Raw genomic sequence first — 19,183 nt, 5'->3', positions numbered from 1 at the left:
CCTCACCCTCCGCTTCTACGGCAACCTCACCCAGTCCCAGATCGCCGAACAGATCGGCGTCTCCCAGATGCACATCAGCCGCCTCCTCGCCCGCGCCCTCAGCAAACTCCGCAACCAACTCGCCGACACGTACTGAGCTGGCGGGCCATCGACCCCGTGGGCTGAGCCGGCGCCGGGGGTGCGCCGCCGCGCGCCGGACCCCCGGGTAATGACGGCCGTGTCGTAGGTCCGGAGTCCGGTACTCTGTACGGGCTGGCGGGCTGTTAGCTCAATCGGCAGAGCAGCTGACTTTTAATCAGCGGGTTCTGGGTTCGAGTCCCAGGCGGCCCACCGCGGAAGGCCCAGGTCACCGGCATGGCGCCGGGGCCTGGGTCTTCGTCGTGTTGGCTGGTACAGCCACCCGTACAGCCAACGCCGCTACGCGGCGGGCGGATCATCGAACAGAAGCGCGTGGCCCTGCCCCCGAATCCGGCGGTGCGCCACGCCACCCCTGCCCGGCGTCGGTGGACCGGATCAGCCCCACCAATTGACCATCAACTTCCTCGGCCAGCTTGATGACCAGTAGAAGACGTACGGCCGCTGTGGGCTCTCCGGGGTGTCCTGAATCGTCACGGCCGATCCGGAGTCCTGGTAGCCGAGCATCTCGGCGTCGGTGCCGGCCTGCTCCACCCATTCCCAACTGCGACCGGCCCACCAGTTGGACCAGACCGGGCCGCCGTAGCGGTCGACGACGAACAGGTAGGGCCGGTCGCCGACGCTCGGTTTGTCCTGCACGGTGACCGCCCCGACGGGGTTGAGGAATTCGAACTGGACCGGGTCGGAGTGGTACACCCACCGCCAGTCGCCGCCGGCTCCAGAGAGCTCGTAGACGGAGCCGTACGCGCTCACGAAGGCGTGCGGCCAGGCGGCCCCCTCGGATGTGTCTCGTACGGCCAACGCGCCGAGCCCGCGGGAATCCGGCATGCTCATGCCGTGCGGCGTGCCGTGGTTGGTCCACGTCCAGCGGCCGCCGTCCCAGCCGTTGCGCCACACCTGGCGCTGGTTGTCCAGCAGGAACGCCTGCGGCCAGTCGGCGCCCTCCGGCGTCAGGCGCAGGTTGACCACACCGACTCGGGCGCCGTAAGGCAGTAACGTCCCGTCGGTCGGCGTGCCCTGATCGTCCCACTGCCAACCGCCGCCGTTCCACCAGTTGAGCCAGAGGTGACCGTCGACGCCGAGCACGAAGACGTACGGCCGCTGCGGCAGACCGAAACCGTTGCGTACGGAGACCACCCCGATTCCGTCGGCGACCTTCGTGGGCGGCGGAGTGCCCAGGTCAAGCCAGGGCCAGTCGACCCCGTTGAACCAGTTGAGCCAGAGGTGACCGTCGAGGGTCTGGACAAAAACGTACGGCCGCTGTGGCGCGTAGAGGTTGTCCTGCACAGTCACCACCCCGACCGGGGCGAAGATCTCGCTCTTCGGCGGTGCCCCGAGAGGCAGCCACTGCGGCCCATCCTGGTCGGACCAGGCCGCGTAGAGTTGACCGGCGATGATGGTGAACATCCACGGTCGCTGTTCGCCGTCGATGCTCTGTTGCACCGACACCGCCCCGACGGGCTTGAGGTAGGTCGCCTCGGTCACCGGGCTGCCGTAGTCGTCGAGGTGCCACCGCCCGGCGGCCGGGCCGACCACGGCGACTCCTCGGTCGTCGACCGCGGCGACTCCTCGGTCGTCGACCGCGGCGACTCCTCGGTCGTCGACCGCGGCGACTCCCGTGGCCCGTGCGACGTCGGCACCCGCTACCGCGGTTGACGTGGTGGCCGCCAACAGCAGGATTCCAGCCGTGATCGTGGCGGGTGTCCGGACGCGTCGCGCTGCCATCGGCATGACCATCAACCTCTTCCGGTGCGCGGATGTCGCCCAGCCCACGGCCACGCCGGGACGGGTGCGACCATCCTGACCGCTGAAGCCACCGCACGGTGTCGTGAGACCTACACACGTGACAAGTTTCGAAGTGTGCCGAGTGGTGGAAGAACGGGCGCACCGTATCGAATGCCGCCGAGGTGCGGCGCGTCGAAGACTGGGCGTGAGGCCCGCGAAAGCTGGCACCGTCCAGCCGCGTATGGTCCCGGAAGCAGCCGGTACGGCTACCATTGTCCAGGTCATGCTGCTGCGGGTGCTCGGACCGTTCGAGCTCGAACTCGACACGGGCGAGCCGGTCGACCTTGGTGGCCCCCGCCAACGTGCCGTGCTCGCCCTGCTGCTGTCCGCCCGTGGCGAGGTCGTCTCCGTCGACCGGATGATCCACGACCTGTGGCGGGGCGAGGCGCCGCCCCGGGCCATCGCCTCACTGCAGGCGTACGTCTCGAATCTACGTCGGCTGCTGGAGCCGGACCGCGAGCGTCGGGCTCCGGCCCGGCTGCTGGTGACCACCCCGCCCGGCTACGCGCTCCGGGTGCCCGCCGAGGCGGTCGACGCCTGGCGGTTCGAGAAGCTGCTCACCGAGTCCCGGGCGGTCAGTGGGACCGACCCGGTACGCGCCGACCGGCTGCTGACCGCCGGGCTCGACCTGTGGCGTGGCACCCCGTACGCCGAGTTCGCCGGGGAACCGTGGGCGCAGCCGGAGGTGACGCGGCTGGCGGAACTGCGCCTCGTCGCCCGGGAGTTGCTGCTCGACGTGACCCTGCGTACCGGAAGTGCCGCCGAGGCGGTTCCGGAGGCGGAGGCGCTGACCCGGCAGGCGCCGCTGCGGGAGGAGGGCTGGCGGCTGCTGGCGCTGGCGTTGTGGCGTACCGGTCGCCAGGGTGAGGCACTCGCCGCGCTGCGCCGGGCCCGCGCCACCCTGGCCGAGGAGCTGGGTCTCGACCCGGGACCGGCGCTGGCCGAACTGGAGGCCGCGATCCTGGGCCAGCGCCTCGACCTGCTACCACCGCCGGTCACGACGACGGCGACGCCACCGGCGGGGACAACCGGGCCGCCGGCGGGTGGAGAGCCACCGGTACGCGCGGACGGAGAGCGGCCGACCGCGACCGCGCCGGACGAGTTGTTCGTCGGCCGGGAGGCGGAGCTGGCGGTCCTCGGGGCCGCCGCGGCCGGGGCCGTTGCCGGCGGACCCCGGATCGTGCTGCTCACCGGCGAGGCCGGCGCCGGCAAGACCAGCCTGCTCACCCGGTTCCGGCAGGACCTCCTCGCCCAACGCTGGCTGGTCGCCGTCGGCCGCTGCCCGGAGGTCGAGGGCGCGCCGCCGGCCTGGGCGTGGGTCGAGGCGCTGCGGCAACTCGCCACGGAGGCACCACCCGGGGACCTCGCCCCGGCGCTCGCCCCGCTGCTCGACGACACCGGCCGCGACCTCGGCGGGGACGTCGCGGCCGGCCGGTTCCGGTTGCACCGCGCCGTCGGCGACTGGTTGGCCGCCGCCGCAAGCCACCGGCCGGTCGCCGTCCTCCTCGACGACCTGCACGCCGCCGACACCGAGACACTGCTGCTGCTGACCAGCGTCACCGAGCTGACCGACGTGGCCCTGCTCTTCGTCGTGGCGCTGCGGCCCACCGACAACCGCGAGCGGCTCGCCGAACACCTGGCCACGTTGGCCCGCCGGTCCCCGCAGCGGATCTCGCTGGCCGGACTCGGAGCGGCCGACGTGGAGCGGCTCATCGGGTCGTTCACCCGGACGACCGTCGACCCGGAGACCGTCGCCGCGTTGACCGAACGCACCGGCGGAAACCCGTTCTACGTCCGGGAGGCAGCCCGGCTGCTCGCCTCCGAGGGGGAACTCGTCGCCCGGTCCGAAGTGCCGGAGGGGGTACGGGACGTGCTACGCCGACGCCTCGCCCGGCTGCCGCAGCAGGCGGTCGGGGTGCTGCGCCTCGCCGCCGTCGTCGGACGGGAGGCGGATGTGGAGACACTGGTCGAGGCCGCCGACGTCGACGAGGAGACTGTGCTCGACGGGCTGGAAGCCGGGCTGGTCTCCGGGCTGCTCACCGAACCGGCGTCGGGGCGGGTGCGGTTCGTGCACGGGCTGCTCCACGACACCGTCTACACCGACATCTCCCAGCTGCGCCGGGCCCGGATGCACGCCCGGGTCGCCGCCTGCACCCGGCGGCTGCGACCCGACGACTATCCCGCCCTGGCCCACCACTACGCCCGCGCCGCGTCGTCACAGACCGCGCGGCTCGCCGTCGAGTACGCGGTCCGCGCCGCCGAACTGGCCGAGCGGCGGTACGCGTACGACGCCGCGGTCGAACTGCTGAGCAACGCCGTGACCAGCGCCGAGGCGGTCACCGGGGACCGAGAGGAGCTGCTGGTCGACCTGCTGGGCCGGCTGCTCCGGGCCCAGGCGCGGGCCGGTGCCGTCGCCGCCGCCCGCCGGACCCGCGCCCGGGCGGTCGACGTCGCCGCAACCTCGGGCCGCGACGAACTGCTCGTCTCGGCGTTCACCGCGTGGAAGGTCGCCACCCCGTGGCTGATCCGGGAGTTCGGCGTCGTGGACCACCGGGTCGTCGACCTGCTCACCCGGCTGCTGGCCAGGGACGACCTGGACCCCGTCGACCGGTGTCGGCTGCTGGAGGCGCTGACCAGCGAGCTCGACGGTGAGTCCGACCCACGTGGCCCGGCGGCCGGGGCAGCGGCGCTGCGCCTCTCCCGCAGGTTCGACGATCCCGAGCTGCGGGCGCTCGGGCTCGCCGCCCGGCTGCGTACGCTGCGGTTCGATCGGCAGGCGCGGCAGCGGCGGGAACTGGCGTGGGAACTCCACGACCTCGCCACCCGGCACGGGCTGGTGACCTACCACTGGCTGGCCGAACAGGCGCTCAGCCAGAGTGCCGCCGCGCTCAACCAGCCGGAGGAACTGCACGCGAGCATCGCCCGGCAGGCGGCGACGGTGAGCAGGTACCGGCTCAACGAGGCGATGGCGGTCGGACTTGCCACCCAGGGTGCGCTCGCGCACATCGCGGGCGACTTCGGGACGGCACAGCGCCACTACGACGAGACCGTCGAGCAGATGCGACGGCAGGGTTCGCTGCACGTCGACCCGGTCCGCTACTACTTCACGGCGACTCTGCTGATCAGTCAGCGGCGCTTCGGGGAGTATCTGGAGCCGACCCGGGTCGCGCGCGAGAGGTTCGGTCCGATCGTCGACGACCTGCTGGCGCTGGCACTCGTGCGCAGCGGCAGGGTCGACGAGGCCCGGGCCGTACCGGTCGGGGCGCACCCCTGCCGTCCCGACTACACCCAGTCGATGCTGCTCACCGTACGGGCGATGGTGGCGGTGGCGCTGGGCCGCAGGGACCTGGCCCAGCCCGTCATCGACGAACTCGTCCCGGTCCGGGACCAGTTGGCCGGTTTCTCCAGCACCGCGTTCGTGTCCCGCCCGGTCGCGTTGACCCTCGGCGAGCTGTTCCGGCTGCAGGGCCGCCCGGAGTTGGCGGCGTGGCATTTCCGCCTGGCGGCGGAGGTGGCCCGCCGGTGGGGCGCGCCGCACTGGCTGGCGGAGGCGGAGTCCGCGCTCGCCGCCTGACCACGGTCCACCGCCCCGTCGCCCCGTCGCCCCGCCGGCGGCGCCCACCGCCGGGGGCGCGTTTGGTGATCTCCAAGTCGGCTGCAAGTGGTCTCGGGCAGGCTTTCCCGGGCGGTGTCGGCGCCGGACCGTCGCCGCCGGACCAGGTAGTACAGGTAGCGCCCCTCGGAAAGGTCGCAGTGAACCCCAACCACAACGAACCCATGGCCGACGTACGCGACATGTACATGGCGCACGCCAACCTCCGTCGGGAGTTCAGCCTGCTGCCGAAGCTCGTCGAGGACGTCGTCGTCGGCGACAGCCGGCGGGCGGAGCTGGTCGGCGCCCACATCGAGCTGGTCTGCGGTGTCCTGCACCAGCACCACGAGGGGGAGGACCTGCTGCTCTGGCCCCGGCTGAGCGCGCGGGGCGGCGCGGAGGCCGAGGCGGTCGTGCCGGTCGTGGAGGCGCAGCACCACGCCATCGAGGAGGCCAACGCGGAGGTGTCGAGGTTGCTTCCCGGCTGGCGGTCCACCGCGCAGGGCGGTGCCGAACTCGCTGCCGCCCTCGAACGGCTGCGCGTCGCGCTGATCGAGCACATGGCGACGGAGGAGAGCCAGATCCTGCCGCTGGCGGAGAAGTACGTCACCGCCGCCGAGTGGAAGGAGATGGGCGAGCACGGGATGCGCGCGACCCCGAAGAAGCACCTTCCGGTGATCGTCGGCATGACGATGTACGAGGGGGACCCCGAGGTGATCAGGGAGGTGCTCGCCGAGGCGCCGCTGCCGGTCCGCCTGCTCATGCCGATCATCGGTCGGCGTGCCTACGCCAAGCACGCCAAGCGGGTCCACGGGACCGCGACCCCGCCCCGTTTCTCCACGCCCGTCCGCTGACCCGCCCGGTTTTCGAGGCCGTGGTCGGTCGGGCATCGTAAGGAATCACGTCGTCGGCAGCCGGTCCAGCAGCTTGTCGGGCTGGATCGGCAGCTCACGCACCCGGATCCCGGTGGCGTGGTAGACCGCGTTCGCGACCGCCGCCGCCGAGCCGACGATTCCGATCTCGCCGAGTCCCTTGATCCCGAGCGGGTTGACCCGCTCGTCCGGGTCGGCGACCCAGTCGGCGTCGATCTGCTCCACGTCCGCACAGGAGGCGATGTGGTACGTCGCCAGGTCGCGGTTCACCCAGTCGCCGAAGCGGTGGTCGAGCGCGCCCTCCTCGTGCAGCGCCATGGACAGTCCCATGGTCATCCCGCCGATCAACTGGGACCGGGCGGTGGCCGGGTTCACCACCCGCCCGGTGGCGAAGATCCCCAGCATCCGGGGCACCCGGATCTCGCCACTGTCGACGTCGACCCGGACCTCGACGAAGTGCGCGCCGAAGGCGTACCGGGCGTACCGGGGCTGTTCCGCCACGTCGGTCATGGTGTCGACCTGGACCGTCAACCCGGCGGCCGGCACGGTGCCGCCGTGCCGTTCGGCGAGCTGTCGGCGTAGCTCCCGGCAGGCCTTGTCCACCGCCCAGCCCCAGCCGGCGGTCCCGAACGAGCCGCCGGCGACAAAGGCCGGCGGCAGGTCGCTGTCGCCGACCTCGACCGTCACCCGGTCGCCGGGCACCGCCAGCGCCTCGGCGGCGACCAGCCACAGCGCGGTCCGGGCGCCGGTCCCGATGTCGGTGGCGTTGATCGAGACCTGGTACGACCCGTCCGGCTCGACCCGGGCGCGGGCGTGCGCACCGGCCGTCCGGGCCGGGTAGATCGCCGACGCCACCCCGGTACCGACCAGGCACCGACCGTGCCGGCGGACCCCCGGCGTCGGATCCCGGTCCGCCCAGCCGAACCGCCGGGCGCCCTCCCGCAGGCAGGCGACCAGGTTCCGGCTGGTGAACGGCAGCCCCTCCTCCGGGTCGACGTCGGTGTCGTTGCGGATCCGCAGCTCGACCGGATCCATCCCACAGGCCACCGCCAGCTCGTCCATCGCACACTCCAGCGCGAACGAGCCCGGACACTCGCCGGGCGCCCGCATCCAGGACGGCGTCGGTACGTCGAGCCGGGTCAACCGGTGGGTGGTCCGGCGGTGCGGTGCGGCGTACAGGCTGCGGGTCAGCACCGCGGTCTGCTCGGCGAACTCGACACCGGTGGAGGTCTGGCTGATCGCGTCGTGGCAGATCGCCGCCAGCCGCCCGTCGGCGTCGGAGCCGAGCCGGAGCCGCTGGATCGTCGGGGTGCGGTAACCGATCGGCCCGAAGACCTGCTGCCGGGTCAGGGCCAGCCGGACCGGCCGGCCCAGGTGCCGGGCGGCCATCGCGGCCAGCACCGGGGTGCAGCGCGGCGAACCCTTGCTGCCGAAACCGCCACCGACATGTGCGGAGATCACCCGTACCGTCTCGGCGGGCAGGTTGAACAGCCGGCCCAGGGTGTCCCGGACCAGGGTCGAGCCCTGGCTGGAGTCGTGCACCAGCAGCCGCCCGTCCAGCCACCGGGCGGTCGCCGAGTGCGGCTCCATCGGATTGTTGTGGTACGCCGGCGTCCGGTACGTCTGGTCCAGTTGGACCTCGGCCGCCGCGTAGCCGGCCTCGAAGTCGCCGAGCGCGGTGTCGGTCGGGTACGACGGGTTCACCTTCTCCGGCCGGTACAGACCCGGATGGTGCTCGGTCAGCAGACTGCTGTGCGGCTCGGTGTCGTAGTCGACCCGCAGCAGCAGCGCCCCCTCCCGGGCCGCCTCCAGGGACTCGGCCAACACCAGCGCCACGAACTCGCCCCGGTAGTGCACCTGCGGCGCCTGCAGCAGGAAGAGCTCGGCGCTCTCCGTCGAGTGCAGCCGGGGCGCGTTCTCGTACGTCAGCACGTCCAGCACCCCCGGCTCGGCGAGGGTCGCGGTCGGGTCGATCCGGACGATCCGGCCCTTGGCGACGCTGGACTGCACCGCCCAGGCGTACGCCACGCCGTCGGCCGGGTACTCGGCCGCGTACCGGGCGGTGCCGGTCACCTTCGCCGGCCCCTCCAGCCGGGGATGCCCCCGACCGATCCCGACCGTTCCCGTGTTCACCGGTTTACCTCGGGGGGTTCGGCCAGCTCGGTCAGGGTCCGGACGGTCAGGTTGCGGATCAACGGGATCTTGAACGCGTTGTGTGACATCGGTCGGGCCGCCGCCAACTCCTCCTCGGCGGCGAGCCGGAAGTTCTCCGGGGTGGCCGGTCGGCCGCGCAGCGCCTCCTCGGCGAGCCGGGCCCGCCATGGCCGGTGCGCGACCGCGCCGTACGCGATCCGGACGTCCCGGACCAGCGGACCGTCCAGGTCGAGCGCGACCGCGACCGAGCCGAGGCCAAACGCGTACGACGCCCGGTCCCGGGCCTTCCGGTACGTCGACCGGCGCGCGAACGGTAGCCCGGGGACCCGTACCGCGGTGATCAATCCGCCCCGGGCCAGGGTCGTCTCCTGGTCCGGACGGTCCTCGGGGAGCCGGTGGAGTTCGGTGAGCGGGATCTCCCGCGGGCCGGCCGGTTCCCGTACCTCGACTATCGCGTCCAGCGCGGCGAGCGCGACGGCCAGGTCGGACGGGTGGGTCGCGACGCACTGCGGCGACCAGCCGAGGATGGCGAGGTCGCGGTTCTGCCCGTCGATGGCCGAGCAGCCGGCCCCGGGTTCGCGCTTGTTGCACGGCCGGCTGACGTCCTGGAAGTAGACGCAGCGGGTCCGTTGCAGCAGGTTGCCGCCGATGGTCGCCATGTTGCGCAGCTGCCCGGTGGCGCCGGCGAGCAGCGCGCGGGACAGCACCGGGAAGTCCCGGCGGACGGTCGGGTGCGCGGCCAGGTCGCTGTTGCGGACCGTCGCGCCGATCCGCAGGCCGCCGTCCGGCAGCGGGTCCACCGAGCCGAGCGGTAGCCGGGTGACGTCGACCAGCAGCCGGGGCCGGGCCACCCCGAGTTTCATCAGGTCGACGAGGTTGGTGCCGCCGCCGAGGTACGCCGCCTCCGGCTCGCCGGAGACCAGCGCCACCGCCTGGCCGGTGTCGAGCCCTCGTTCGTACCGGAACGCCCTCATGACGGGAGACCGATCTGGGACATATGCCCAGATTACTGGGAATTGCGGAGCCTGGCCGGCTACTCGTAACGCCAGAGCCGCAGCTCGCGGTTGTCGGCGTGACAGGCGAGCACCCCCGGCACCAGCTGGCAGGACGAGAGGACGTACGGGACCACGTCCAGGGTCCGGACCGCCGTCGCCTCCCGGGCGAGCAACCCCAACCAGGTCTGGTGCGTGTCGGTCGGGCGGCGCAGCAGCAGCGGCGCCGACTCCGGCGGAAAACCCTCGGCCTCCCGCCACCCCGTCAGCTCGACCACCGTCCGACCAGTGGCCGGGTCGACCACCCGGCGGGGCCGCTCGTCGTACACGATCAGTCCCGAAGCGCTCGGCTGCAGGTGTCCCACCCTGGCCGCCCGCCAGGCGACCGCCCCGGTGGCCGGATCCCGTACCTCGACCCCGGTGCCCGGGTCGCTCAGGCAGATCATCGGCGCGCAGACCCCGAAGTGGCGGCGGTCCAGCTCGGGAGTTGTCTGCTCCCACAGCCGCCGCCCGAGGTCCGCCGAGTAGCCGGCCGCCCCGGCGTCCGGCCCGTCCCAAACGAGCAGGAGGACATCACCGACCTGTGCCGCGTACCGGACCGGGGCGCCGGACCGGTCGAGTGACCACCGGACCGACCCGGTCCGCAGGTCACGCAGCTCCACCCCGCCGTCGGGCAGCCCGACCAGCACCACGGGCCCACGACCACCGCCGGCCGGCAGCGCGGCGGCGGCGGTGACCTGTGACGTCCTCCAGAGCGCCGTCCCGGTGGCCAGGTCGATCACCCGGGCCGTCACTTCCCGCGAGGTCGCCAGGTAGGCGGACCCGTCCGGGCCGACCTGCAACATGGCTCCCGGCGGCACCTGGTCGCCCGGCTCGACCCGGGAGTCCGGCGGGAAGACGTCCTCGGTGACCAGCGCCGCACCGGTGTCGGAGAGCGGCGTCAACCAGTCCGGGAAGGACCAGAGCGGACGACCCGTCGCGGCATCCAGCGCCGTGGTCCGGACCAGCCCCTGGCCCGGGTTGTTGCTCATGAACAGCAGCAGCCCGGGTGCCGCGGAAAGCCCGACATGCTCGCCGTCGGCCGGCTGCGGCACGCTCCAGACCGGTCGCCCGGTCAGGTCGTACGCGGTGACCGCGGCCTCCCCGTCCGCGGGCTGGTTGGCCACGTACAGCCGGTCCGAGGTCAGCAGGAACTGGCCGTCGGAGGTCAACGGCAGGGCGTACCCGTCGCGCAGCGGTGACGGTGCCGGCGGGGCGGCGCCACCGGTGGCGAGCACCAGCGCACCGACCAGGGCCAGCACGGCGATCCGCAGCCGGTGCGCCGCCGACAGCGGGGGCCGGGCCACGGCGTCCACGGCCGGGTCGTACCGGTCGGTGCCGAGGTCGATCACCGCGACCGGGTCGTCGTCGTAACCCTCTCGGCTAGCCAACGCGCCAGACCCGAAGTTGGTGGTCCCGGGTCCGACAGGCGACAACCGCGGCCGTCGTCTCGCAGTGGGGGAGGCTGTGCGGTACCGCGGCGAGCGGTATCGCGGTGCCGTTGCGGCCGAAAACGCCCACCCGGGTCTCGTCCCGGCCCGGCGTCGGACTCAGCAGCAGTGGTGCGGTGCCGCGGCCGAGCGCGTCGAGCCACTGATTGAGATCGAGAACCTGCCAACCGGTCAGCTGGGCCACGGTACGGCCGGTCCGCGGGTCGAGCGACCGCAGTAGGTGCTCGTTGTCGTCGCGTTGGACCAGGAACGGCCCGCCCGGCAGGAACCGCGCCCGTTCGGGGAGCTGCCACCGCTGTTCACCGGTCGCCGGGTCCAGCACCTCAACGCTGGTGAATCCTGGCCTGCACAGCATCGGACCACACGGTTCGACGTAGAAGTCCGGCCCGGCCTGCGATCGACTCCACCGCAGCTGCCACCGATCGGACGAGTATCCGGCCGCCCCGGCGGGCTCGGCCCAGACCAGTACCACCACGTCACCGATCGGGTGTGCGGCGACCAGTTCGCCGTCGAACCCGTCCAGGCGGTGTCGGACCGCACCGGTGTGCGGGTCCCGGACCTCGATTCCGCCCTCGGACGGCACGGTCAGCACCGCGGCGGGCCGATCGGCGGTTCCGGCCAGCGTGACCGCCCGGGTCATCCGAGGGGAGGTCCAGCGCGGCTCTCCGGTGTCGAGGTTGATGCCGTGCAGGACAACCCCGAGGGGTGGTTCCCGGTAGATGCCGCCGGCGTTCGAGTGGTACCAGGTCGTGCTGTCGGTCGGCCGCGCTTGCGGATCGACCAGTGAGCCGGCGGGAAAGATCTCCTCAAAGATCAGTGCGGTCTGCCGCTCCCCGGGCATGACCTCCAGCTTCGACGGATACGACCAGCGGAGTTCGCCGGTTCGCGGGTCCAGGGCCCGGGTGTGGATCGGGCCACCTCTCCGGCCGCCCTCGGAGAGGAGCAACCGGTTCTCCGCCGGGGTGAATCTGAACTCCGTGATCGCCACCGGCCGACCGATGCTCCAGAGCTGTCGGCCCCGGGTCAGTTCGTAGCCGGTCAGCCGAACCTGCGGCTCGGCGACGGACTCGACCCGCTCCGCGACGACCAGCACGTCGCCGAGCAGGTAAAAACCGCCGTTCGGTTCCGACGCGAGCGGCAGGCTGAGGATCGCCCGCAGCGGGGGCGCGGGCGGGGCCGCCGCGCCGCCGACCCCGAACGCCAGGGCCGCCGCCGCTGCTGCCACCACCGGCCGGAGCCGGCGTACCGTCGACCGGCGGGGCCAGCCGGCCGGCGGTGCGGACGGGGGCTCGTACCGGTCGGTGCCGAGGTCGATCACGACGATTCTGTTGTCGTCCATCCGACCTCCACGTCCGTCCGGAGTGGTCGTCATTCCACACCGAGCCGCTCGTACCCCGGGTCGGGCCATTATTCGCCATCAACCCGGCTACCGGGGTCCCGTCGGTCCGGGGGCGGATTGACGACGACCGGCCGCGGGTCAGCCCGCAGCGGCGGCGTTCGCGGAGGGTTCGGTCGCGGCGGACTCCTCGGCGACCGGGACGACGTCCGCGACCACCAGGGTGACGTTGTCCGGTGCGCCCGCCTGGTGGGCCAGCTTCACCAGGTGGGCCGCGCACTGCTCCCGGTCCGGGTAGCCGACCAGCACCAGCGTGATGAGGTCGTCGGTGACGACGTCGGAGAGCCCGTCACTGCAGAGCAGCAGCCGGTCGCCCGCCACCACGTCCAGTACGACGGTGGCCGGGTCGAGCGGCTCGCCCTGCACCACCCGGGTCACCAGGGAACGCTGCGGGTGGTTCCGCGCCTCCTCCGGGGTCAGTCCGCCCCGGTCGACGAGCACCTGGACGAAGCTGTCGTCCCGGGTCAACTGCCGCAGGACGCCGTCGCGGAGCAGATAGCCGCGGGAGTCGCCGATGTGCGCCACGGCGAGTTGCCCGCCGTGCAGCAGCATCGCGGTGACGGTGCTGCCCATGCCCCGGGTCGCGGGATCGGCGTCGATCACCGCGCTGATCCGCTGGTTGGCGGTCCGGACCGCGCCGGCCAGCGCGGCCACCGGCTCCCGCTCGTCGACGGCCTGCTCGATCGGCGCCAGCGCGGTGATGACGATCTCGCTGGCTACCTCGCCGGCGGGGGCACCGCCCATGCCGTCCGCGACGGCGACCAACCGGCTGCCGGCGAAGGCCACGTCCTCGTTGTTGGCCCGGACCAGACCAGGGTCGCTGACGGCCAGGCTGCGCAGGATGAAGCTCATCCCCCGAGCTTGCCCCTCGACCGCGCCGATGTCTCTACGCAGTACTGCGTAGGGTGGACGCCATGATGCCGGTGTCGATGGTGGGACGCGCCGGCGAACTGGCCGAGTTCGCCCTGGCCTGGGCCGCCGTTGCCGGTCAGTCGCGCACGCCCACCGCCCGGTCCGCCGCCGGCCAGTCCCGCCCGCTGGTCGCCGGTCAGCCCCGCACGCTCGTCAGCGGTCAGCCCCGCACACTCGTCAGCGGTCAGCGCCGGTCGCTGGTCGCCGGCCAGGCCCGGTCGCCGCGTGCCCGGGCCGGCGCCGGTCGTGCCCGGGCGACCGGCACGGTGGTGGTCACCGGCGACGCCGGGGTCGGCAAGAGCCTGCTGATCGCCGCCGCGCTGGACGGGCTGACCCCCCGGCCGGCGACGATTCTCACCGGTGCCGCCCGGCTGCACAGCCCGGCACCGTACGACTGGCTCGCCGCCGTACTGAGCGGTCGGGACACCCGGGACCTGCCGTTGCCCGCCGACGCGCTGGCCTGGCTGGCCCAGCACCCGAACACCCCCGCGGAGCGGTACGCCCCGGACGCGCTGCTGCGGCTCGCCGTCCGCACCGTACGGGCACTGGTCGGCGCCGGCCCGGCGGTGCTGGTGGTGGAGGACCTGCACGCGCTCGATCCGGCCAGCCTGAACCTGATCGGTGAACTGGCCACCGCCTCCGACCTGCCGGCCCTGCTGGTGGTGGCGAGCCGACCGGCGGAGACGGCGGTCTCCCCACCGATCGTCGAGGCGACCCTGGCCCGGCTGGCCGGCGCGCCCGGTGCGGTACGCCAGCACCTCGCCCCGTTGACCGTCGACGACGTCGCGCAGGTGCTCGGCCAGGTCTATCCGGGTCCGGTCGAGGTGCCGGAGGAGGTGGTGCGGGCGGTGTGGCGACGTACCGGCGGCAACCCGTACCGGCTGATCGAGCTGCTGGCCACCGAGGGCGGTCGGGGTGTCGCGGAGCTTGGCCGGGAGTCACGGCCGGCGGAGGTGCGGCCGGCGGCGCCGGTCGGCGGCCGGCCGGAACCGACCGGCCGGGACGTCGAGCTGACCGGCCGGGAGGTCGAGGTGCTCGCCTGTCTGGCCGCCGGGATGTCCAACAAGCAGGTGGCCCGGTCGCTCGGGATCTCGGTCCGGACCGTCACGGTGCACGTGTCGAACCTGCTGCGCAAGACCGGCTCCGCGTCCCGGACCGAGGCCGCGCTGTGGGCGGTCCGGCAGCGCGCGGCCGACCCGGCGCGGCAGGGCTGATCGGGGTCCTGGCACGTCGGGTGCCCGCCACCGGCACCCCTGGGGCGGTTCACCGCCATCCGGCGCCGGGTGGTCGGGGAGAGAGTTCCCGCCAGGTGTCCGGGCCGGCGAGCAGGGCGCGGATCGTCTCGTACGCCGCGTCCTCGCTGTCGAACTCGTAGAACCGGGAGATCCCCTCGGCGCCGCCCGCGCGCTGCTCCACGTGCCACTGGTCGGCGTCGGCACGAAGGTAGACATCGCGTCGGGCCAGGCGTCCCCACTTGCCGTTCCACCAGTGTTTTCGCTGCTCCACGTCCGGAGCTTATCGAACGTTTGTTCGAGAGGATCTCCGGGTCGGGGAAATCCGTTCCCGGCGGGCCGGCCGCCGTGCGGTCGGCCCGTCCACGGCGGTGTGGGTCAGGGGCGGCGGGGTGCCGGCGGGTGGCCCTGGCCGTACGGGTCGTCGTACCGACCCGGCTGGCCCGGGACCGCGCCGGGGTGCTGTCCGGCCTGCTGGCCCGACGCCCGGCCGGCGGCGACCAGTGCGTCGCGGATCTCGGTGAGCAGCTTGATCTCCTCGCTCGGTGCGGCCGGCGGCGGCACCTCGCCGCGCTTGCGCCGCTCGGCGAGCTTGTTCATCGGGTAGACGACGAGGAAGTAGAGGACGGCCGCGGTCATGAGGAAGGTGATGACCGCGTTGACAAAGCCGGCCCAGTCGACGAGAACGTCGTTGGGCAGCTTCCAGGTGCCCGCCTTGACCTCGGTGCCGCCGCCGATCAGGCTGATCAGCGGTTTGAGGAACGAGGTGGTGAAGGCGGTGACCAGGCCGGTGAAGGCCGCGCCGATCACCACGCCGACCGCGAGGTCGACGACGTTGCCGCGCATGATGAAATCCCTGAAACCCTTGAGCATCCGCGCCTCCGTGAGGGGTGTCGTTTTCCGGTTCTGTTGCCGACCGCCAACCTATGCCCCGGGCGCCGTACCTGATCACGCGCGGGCGGCGGTCGACGCCGCGTGGGGGAAAGAATGCGGATGGAATGGCGTAGACCGCCGAGACAGGGAGGATCTCCGCATTACTAGGATGCTCGGCCATGATCATACTGCGTCGGTCCATCGGAGTCCTGTTAGGACTGATGGCCGCCCTTGTGTTGCCGGGCACTCCACCGGCGATCGCCGGCGAGCCCGGCGAACTCGGCGCCGAACCACCCAAAGTGGAGCTTGTGCTCGACGTGAGCGGTTCGATGCGGGCGAACGACATCAACGGCCGTAGCCGGATCTCCGTTGCCCAGCAGGCGTTCCGCGAGGTCGTGGACGCACTGCCGGACGAGACCCACCTCGGCATCCGGGTGCTGGGCGCCACCTACCCGGGCGACGACAAGGAGAAGGGCTGCCAGGACACCCAGCAGATCGTCCCGGTCGGCCCGGTCGACCGGGAGCAGGCCAAGGGCGCGATCGCCGGGCTCCGGCCGACCGGGTTCACCCCGGTCGGGCTCGCCCTGCGCGGCGCGGCCCAGGACCTCGGTACGGGTGGCACCACCCGCCGGATCGTCCTGATCACCGACGGTGAGGACACCTGTGCGCCGCCCGACCCCTGCGAGGTGGCCCGGGAACTGGCCGCCCAGGGCACCCACCTGGTGGTCGACACGCTCGGCCTGGCCCCCGACGAGAAGGTCCGCAAGCAGCTCGTCTGCATCGCCGCCGCCACCGGTGGCTCGTACACCGCCGCGCAGAGCGTGGAGCAGCTCACCGACCGGATCAAGCAACTGGTCGACCGGGCCAAGGACACCTACACCCGGACCCCGGCGATCGTCGCCGGTGGTGGGGAGTGCGCCAAGGCGCCGCTGCTCACCCCCGGCGTCTACACCGACCGGGAGCGGTTCTCCGAACACCGCTGGTACCGGATCGCGGTCCGGCCCGACCAGGAACTGCGGGCCTCGGTCAGCGTCGGCCTCGACCGCCCGCTGAACCGGGACTACGGCGTACTGCTGCGGGCCACCGCCACCGACGGGCGGGAACTCGTCCGGGGTACGGACGCCGGCAGCGGCCGTACCGACGTGCTGTCGGCCGGGCTGCGCTGGTCGGCGACCGACCCGGAGGAGCAGGTCGACGAGGAGACGACCGACGACGAGGAACCGCCGCCCACCCCCACCGTCTGCCTGGTGGTGAGCAACTCGTTCTCCGCCTCCGGTCCGGTCGACGCCCAGACCCCCGGAATGCCGGTCGAGCTGACCATCGACGTGGTGGAGCGGTCGCCCGCCCCGAACAGCCCGGGACTGGGCAAGGGCTGGCTGCTGCTCGGCGTACTGACCGTGGCCGGGCTGATCACCGGGCTGCTGGCCGGCTGGCTGACCCGCTGGTGGGTCGCCACCTGGAGGGAGAACTCGTGAAGCCGACCACCCTGCGCCGCGCCGCGCTGCCGTTCCTGGCGGTCACCGCCGGTCTGCTGCTGCCGGCCGTGCCGGCTGCCGCCGCCCCGACCTCACCCACCCCGTCCCCCGGCGCGGTGACGGTGACCAAGGCCGGCACCTCGTTCCTGACCGCGACCGGGATCTCCGCCGGCCAGCCGGTCAAGGTGGCCGCCTCGACCGGCGACTACCTGTACTGGTCCTTCCCGGCGTCAGCCGGCGAGACCAACAGCATCACGATCACCGTGACGCTGCCCTCGGCGGGCGCCCGGCACGGCGCCGCCACCTGGACCGTCGACGTCTTCGACGGGCTCCGCCGCCGCCAGGCGTGCACCGCCGGAGCGCAGACCCCGAGCGTCGGCAAGGACGACCCGCGGGTGGCGCTCGGCTGCACGCTGCGGACCGTCCGGCCGTGGGCCGAACCGTGGTCCGGTGACCCGCTGCCCGGGACTTATTACGTACGGCTCTCCACCACCGAACTGCCCGAGCAGGATCTCGGACTCCCGGTGCAGGTGGAAATGCTGGTCAGCACCGTGGACGACGGCGGGACCGCGCTCGAGGACGGCAAGCTGAAGGCGCCGCTCGTACCGGCGGTCGAACCCGGTTCGGTGCTGACCGGTGCGGCCGCCGCGCCGGGTGCCACCCCGAGCCCCGGCGCGTCCGGCCAGCCCGGACTGGCCGCCGGCGAGGACGAGGGCTGGTTCGATGGTTGGTTCGACGGCTGGTTCGACGGGTTCTCCAGCCGGTGGATCTGGACCTCGGTCGGTGGCATCCTGGCTGCGGTCGCGGGTGTTGTCGGCTTCGCCCTGACCCGGCGACCGCGTCGCCTCACCCCGCGCTGATGGTCGGGCCGGCCCGGCTGATCCGCCGCCCGGCGGACGGTCGGGCCGGCTCGGCAGCCGGCGCGTCGACGGCGCCTCCGGTCAGGCCGTGGTGGCGCCGCCGGCCACCGCCTCGTCGACCGACGGATAGGTGTGCAGCACCTCCACCAGGCCGCTCACCTCGAGGATCCGCAGGACGCCCCGACGCGGACCGGCCAACCGCACCACACCGCCGGCCTCGTCGGCGTTGTTCCGGGCACGGACGAAGACGGAGAGCCCGGTCGAGTCGCAGAAGGTCAGGTCGGCCAGGTCGAACACCAGCCGGATGTGGCCCTTCTCGAGCAGATCCGTGACCTGGTCCTGCAGCCCCGGCGCGGTGGCCATGTCGAGCTCGCCCGCGACCGAGACGACAACAACGTCGGCGCGTTCTTCGGTGTGCACCGTCAGGGACATTCGCGACCTCCTGGGATATCGGTCGAACCGTACTCCACGATCGGGCCGGTACGCACCGTGGGCGACGGGAGCCAGCGACCGGGATGAGGTTACCGTGACCGCCGTCATGCGGTCCGGACGTAGACGCCCGGTGAGGACGCCGAGTGTCGGAGCCGCAGCCGGACGATCCGGGAGTCGGCCGGGATGTCGTAGACGACCGCCCCGGTCGCCCGGTTGCCGGGGTTGAGCGCGCCGAGGAAGGTCGGCTGGTCGGCGTTGGCCAGCAGCCCCGCCCGACGGTCGACGCCGAACCGCTGCCCTGCCGGCCCGTACGCGATCTGCAGGCTGTCGTCGAAGAGCACCGGCCCGGCGCCGAGGTTGCGGATCACCAGCCCGACCACGCAGAACTGGCCCGCCGCGAGGTCCCGGATGAGCGGGTCGCCGACCTCGGCGAGACCGCACCGGATCTGGCGTACCCGGAATTCGAGGTCGCCGTCCCGGGCGGGCTGGTCGAGGCCGACCAGTTGCCGGTCCCGCCCGCGCAGGCCGCCGTACAGTTCCGGTCCCCAGGCCAGCGTGATCACCGCAGCGGCCACACAGCAGCAGGAGAGCAGCGCGGCCACGATGCCCAGGACGAACCACCACCGCCGGTCGGCCGGTCGGGCGAACTGGGGCACCGGACCCGACGGGCTTCCGCTCTCCGGTTCCGGATCTGCACCCGGGGGCCGTCCCGGCGCCGACGAATGGGCCTGCGCCGCCGCGTGCGGCGACCAGGAGACCACGTGCGGATATCCGTGCAGTGGCGGGGTGCTGGCCGCAGTCTCCGGGGTGGACCAGTCCGGGGCGTCCACCGAGCGGCCCGCGGTCGGGTCGGGCACCGGTTCCTGGTCCGGCCCCTCCGGGGGCGCCGGGTCGATCGCCCACTCCCACGATCGGGTACCCGGCTGGTGCGGATCGTCGCCGGGCTGGTCGGCCCTGGTCATCGCACCCCCGTCGGGTCGGCA

16 protein-coding genes and 1 tRNA gene are annotated in these 19,183 nt (G+C 72.9%); 7 read left to right on the top strand and 10 right to left on the bottom strand.

Translation table 11 applies throughout. From position 1 onward, the window contains the following. Positions 1 to 136, top strand: a 136-nt coding sequence (locus ABGB05_RS34030) for a sigma-70 family RNA polymerase sigma factor (protein ID WP_347658080.1), incomplete at its 5' end; no start/stop codon positions are given. Positions 137 to 257: 121 nt separating this feature from the next. Continuing rightward, a tRNA-Lys gene (locus ABGB05_RS34025) sits at positions 258 to 330 on the top strand. A 183-nt stretch (positions 331 to 513) separates the two neighbouring features. On the opposite strand, the gene ABGB05_RS34020 is transcribed toward ABGB05_RS34025, so the two are convergent. Next, the gene (locus ABGB05_RS34020) at positions 514 to 1,860 is read right to left on the bottom strand and encodes a hypothetical protein (RefSeq protein ID WP_347658078.1); all 1,347 of its coding nucleotides are present in this window, start codon (positions 1,858 to 1,860) and stop codon (positions 514 to 516) included. A gap of 283 nt (positions 1,861 to 2,143) precedes the next feature. Here ABGB05_RS34020 and ABGB05_RS34015 point away from each other — a divergent pair, with 283 nt between their 5' ends. Both ABGB05_RS34015 and ABGB05_RS34010 read left to right on the top strand, forming a co-directional pair. Beyond that, positions 2,144 to 5,494 (top strand): BTAD domain-containing putative transcriptional regulator, encoded by a 3,351-nt coding sequence (locus ABGB05_RS34015; RefSeq protein ID WP_347658077.1) that lies wholly within the window; start codon positions 2,144 to 2,146, stop codon positions 5,492 to 5,494. 203 nt (positions 5,495 to 5,697) lie between these two features. After that, a complete protein-coding gene (locus tag ABGB05_RS34010; protein WP_347658076.1) occupies positions 5,698 to 6,366 on the top strand; it encodes a hemerythrin domain-containing protein in 669 nt (222 codons plus the stop codon). Positions 6,367 to 6,411: 45 nt separating this feature from the next. Here the strand turns inward: ABGB05_RS34010 and ABGB05_RS34005 are convergent, their stop codons facing one another. The 5 genes from ABGB05_RS34005 to ABGB05_RS33985 form a co-directional block, all read right to left on the bottom strand. After that, positions 6,412 to 8,517 carry a xanthine dehydrogenase family protein molybdopterin-binding subunit gene (locus ABGB05_RS34005; protein ID WP_347658074.1) on the bottom strand — a complete coding sequence of 702 codons (2,106 nt, stop codon included), beginning with the start codon at positions 8,515 to 8,517 and terminating at the stop codon, positions 6,412 to 6,414. Further along, complete coding sequence (locus ABGB05_RS34000) at positions 8,514 to 9,512, bottom strand: xanthine dehydrogenase family protein subunit M (RefSeq protein ID WP_347658073.1); 999 nt, start codon at positions 9,510 to 9,512, stop codon at positions 8,514 to 8,516. The genes ABGB05_RS34005 and ABGB05_RS34000 overlap by 4 nt, the downstream gene beginning before the upstream one ends. A 59-nt stretch (positions 9,513 to 9,571) precedes the next feature. Further along, positions 9,572 to 10,960 carry a PQQ-binding-like beta-propeller repeat protein gene (locus tag ABGB05_RS33995; RefSeq protein WP_347658072.1) on the bottom strand — a complete coding sequence of 463 codons (1,389 nt, stop codon included), beginning with the start codon at positions 10,958 to 10,960 and terminating at the stop codon, positions 9,572 to 9,574. Next, entirely contained in the window at positions 10,953 to 12,359 is a 1,407-nt protein-coding gene (locus ABGB05_RS33990; protein WP_347658071.1) for a hypothetical protein, read from the bottom strand. The genes ABGB05_RS33995 and ABGB05_RS33990 overlap by 8 nt, the downstream gene beginning before the upstream one ends. A 138-nt stretch (positions 12,360 to 12,497) precedes the next feature. After that, positions 12,498 to 13,268 carry a protein phosphatase 2C domain-containing protein gene (locus ABGB05_RS33985; RefSeq protein WP_347658070.1) on the bottom strand — a complete coding sequence of 257 codons (771 nt, stop codon included), beginning with the start codon at positions 13,266 to 13,268 and terminating at the stop codon, positions 12,498 to 12,500. A 62-nt stretch (positions 13,269 to 13,330) separates the two neighbouring features. Between ABGB05_RS33985 and ABGB05_RS33980 the strand changes: the two genes are divergently transcribed. Further along, positions 13,331 to 14,542, top strand: a complete 1,212-nt coding sequence (locus ABGB05_RS33980) for a LuxR C-terminal-related transcriptional regulator (protein WP_347658069.1) — start codon at positions 13,331 to 13,333, stop codon at positions 14,540 to 14,542. A 49-nt stretch (positions 14,543 to 14,591) separates the two neighbouring features. Here ABGB05_RS33980 and ABGB05_RS33975 read toward each other — a convergent pair whose 3' ends face one another. Then, positions 14,592 to 14,834, bottom strand: coding sequence for a hypothetical protein (locus ABGB05_RS33975; RefSeq protein ID WP_347658068.1), 243 nt, complete (start codon positions 14,832 to 14,834; stop codon positions 14,592 to 14,594). Between the two features lie 104 nt (positions 14,835 to 14,938). Further along, on the bottom strand, positions 14,939 to 15,433 hold the full coding sequence (gene mscL / locus ABGB05_RS33970) for a large conductance mechanosensitive channel protein MscL (RefSeq protein ID WP_347658067.1): 495 nt from the start codon (positions 15,431 to 15,433) through the stop codon (positions 14,939 to 14,941). A gap of 179 nt (positions 15,434 to 15,612) precedes the next feature. Here mscL and ABGB05_RS33965 point away from each other — a divergent pair, with 179 nt between their 5' ends. Continuing rightward, complete coding sequence (locus tag ABGB05_RS33965; protein WP_347658066.1) at positions 15,613 to 16,908, top strand: VWA domain-containing protein; 1,296 nt, start codon at positions 15,613 to 15,615, stop codon at positions 16,906 to 16,908. Positions 16,909 to 16,934: 26 nt separating this feature from the next. Continuing rightward, positions 16,935 to 17,768 (top strand): peptidase, encoded by an 834-nt coding sequence (locus ABGB05_RS33960; protein ID WP_347658079.1) that lies wholly within the window; start codon positions 16,935 to 16,937, stop codon positions 17,766 to 17,768. A gap of 81 nt (positions 17,769 to 17,849) precedes the next feature. Here the strand turns inward: ABGB05_RS33960 and ABGB05_RS33955 are convergent, their stop codons facing one another. Beyond that, positions 17,850 to 18,200, bottom strand: a complete 351-nt coding sequence (locus ABGB05_RS33955; protein WP_347658064.1) for an STAS domain-containing protein — start codon at positions 18,198 to 18,200, stop codon at positions 17,850 to 17,852. Between the two features lie 104 nt (positions 18,201 to 18,304). Beyond that, a complete protein-coding gene (locus tag ABGB05_RS33950; protein ID WP_347658063.1) occupies positions 18,305 to 19,162 on the bottom strand; it encodes a DUF4352 domain-containing protein in 858 nt (285 codons plus the stop codon). Positions 19,163 to 19,183: the final 21 nt, after the last annotated feature.

The sequence above is a fragment of the Plantactinospora sp. B5E13 genome (assembly GCF_039871775.1).
GTDB lineage: Bacteria > Actinomycetota > Actinomycetes > Mycobacteriales > Micromonosporaceae > Plantactinospora.
Note: the sequence above shows the minus strand (reverse complement) of the source record. Positions and strands in the feature narration are given on the sequence as shown.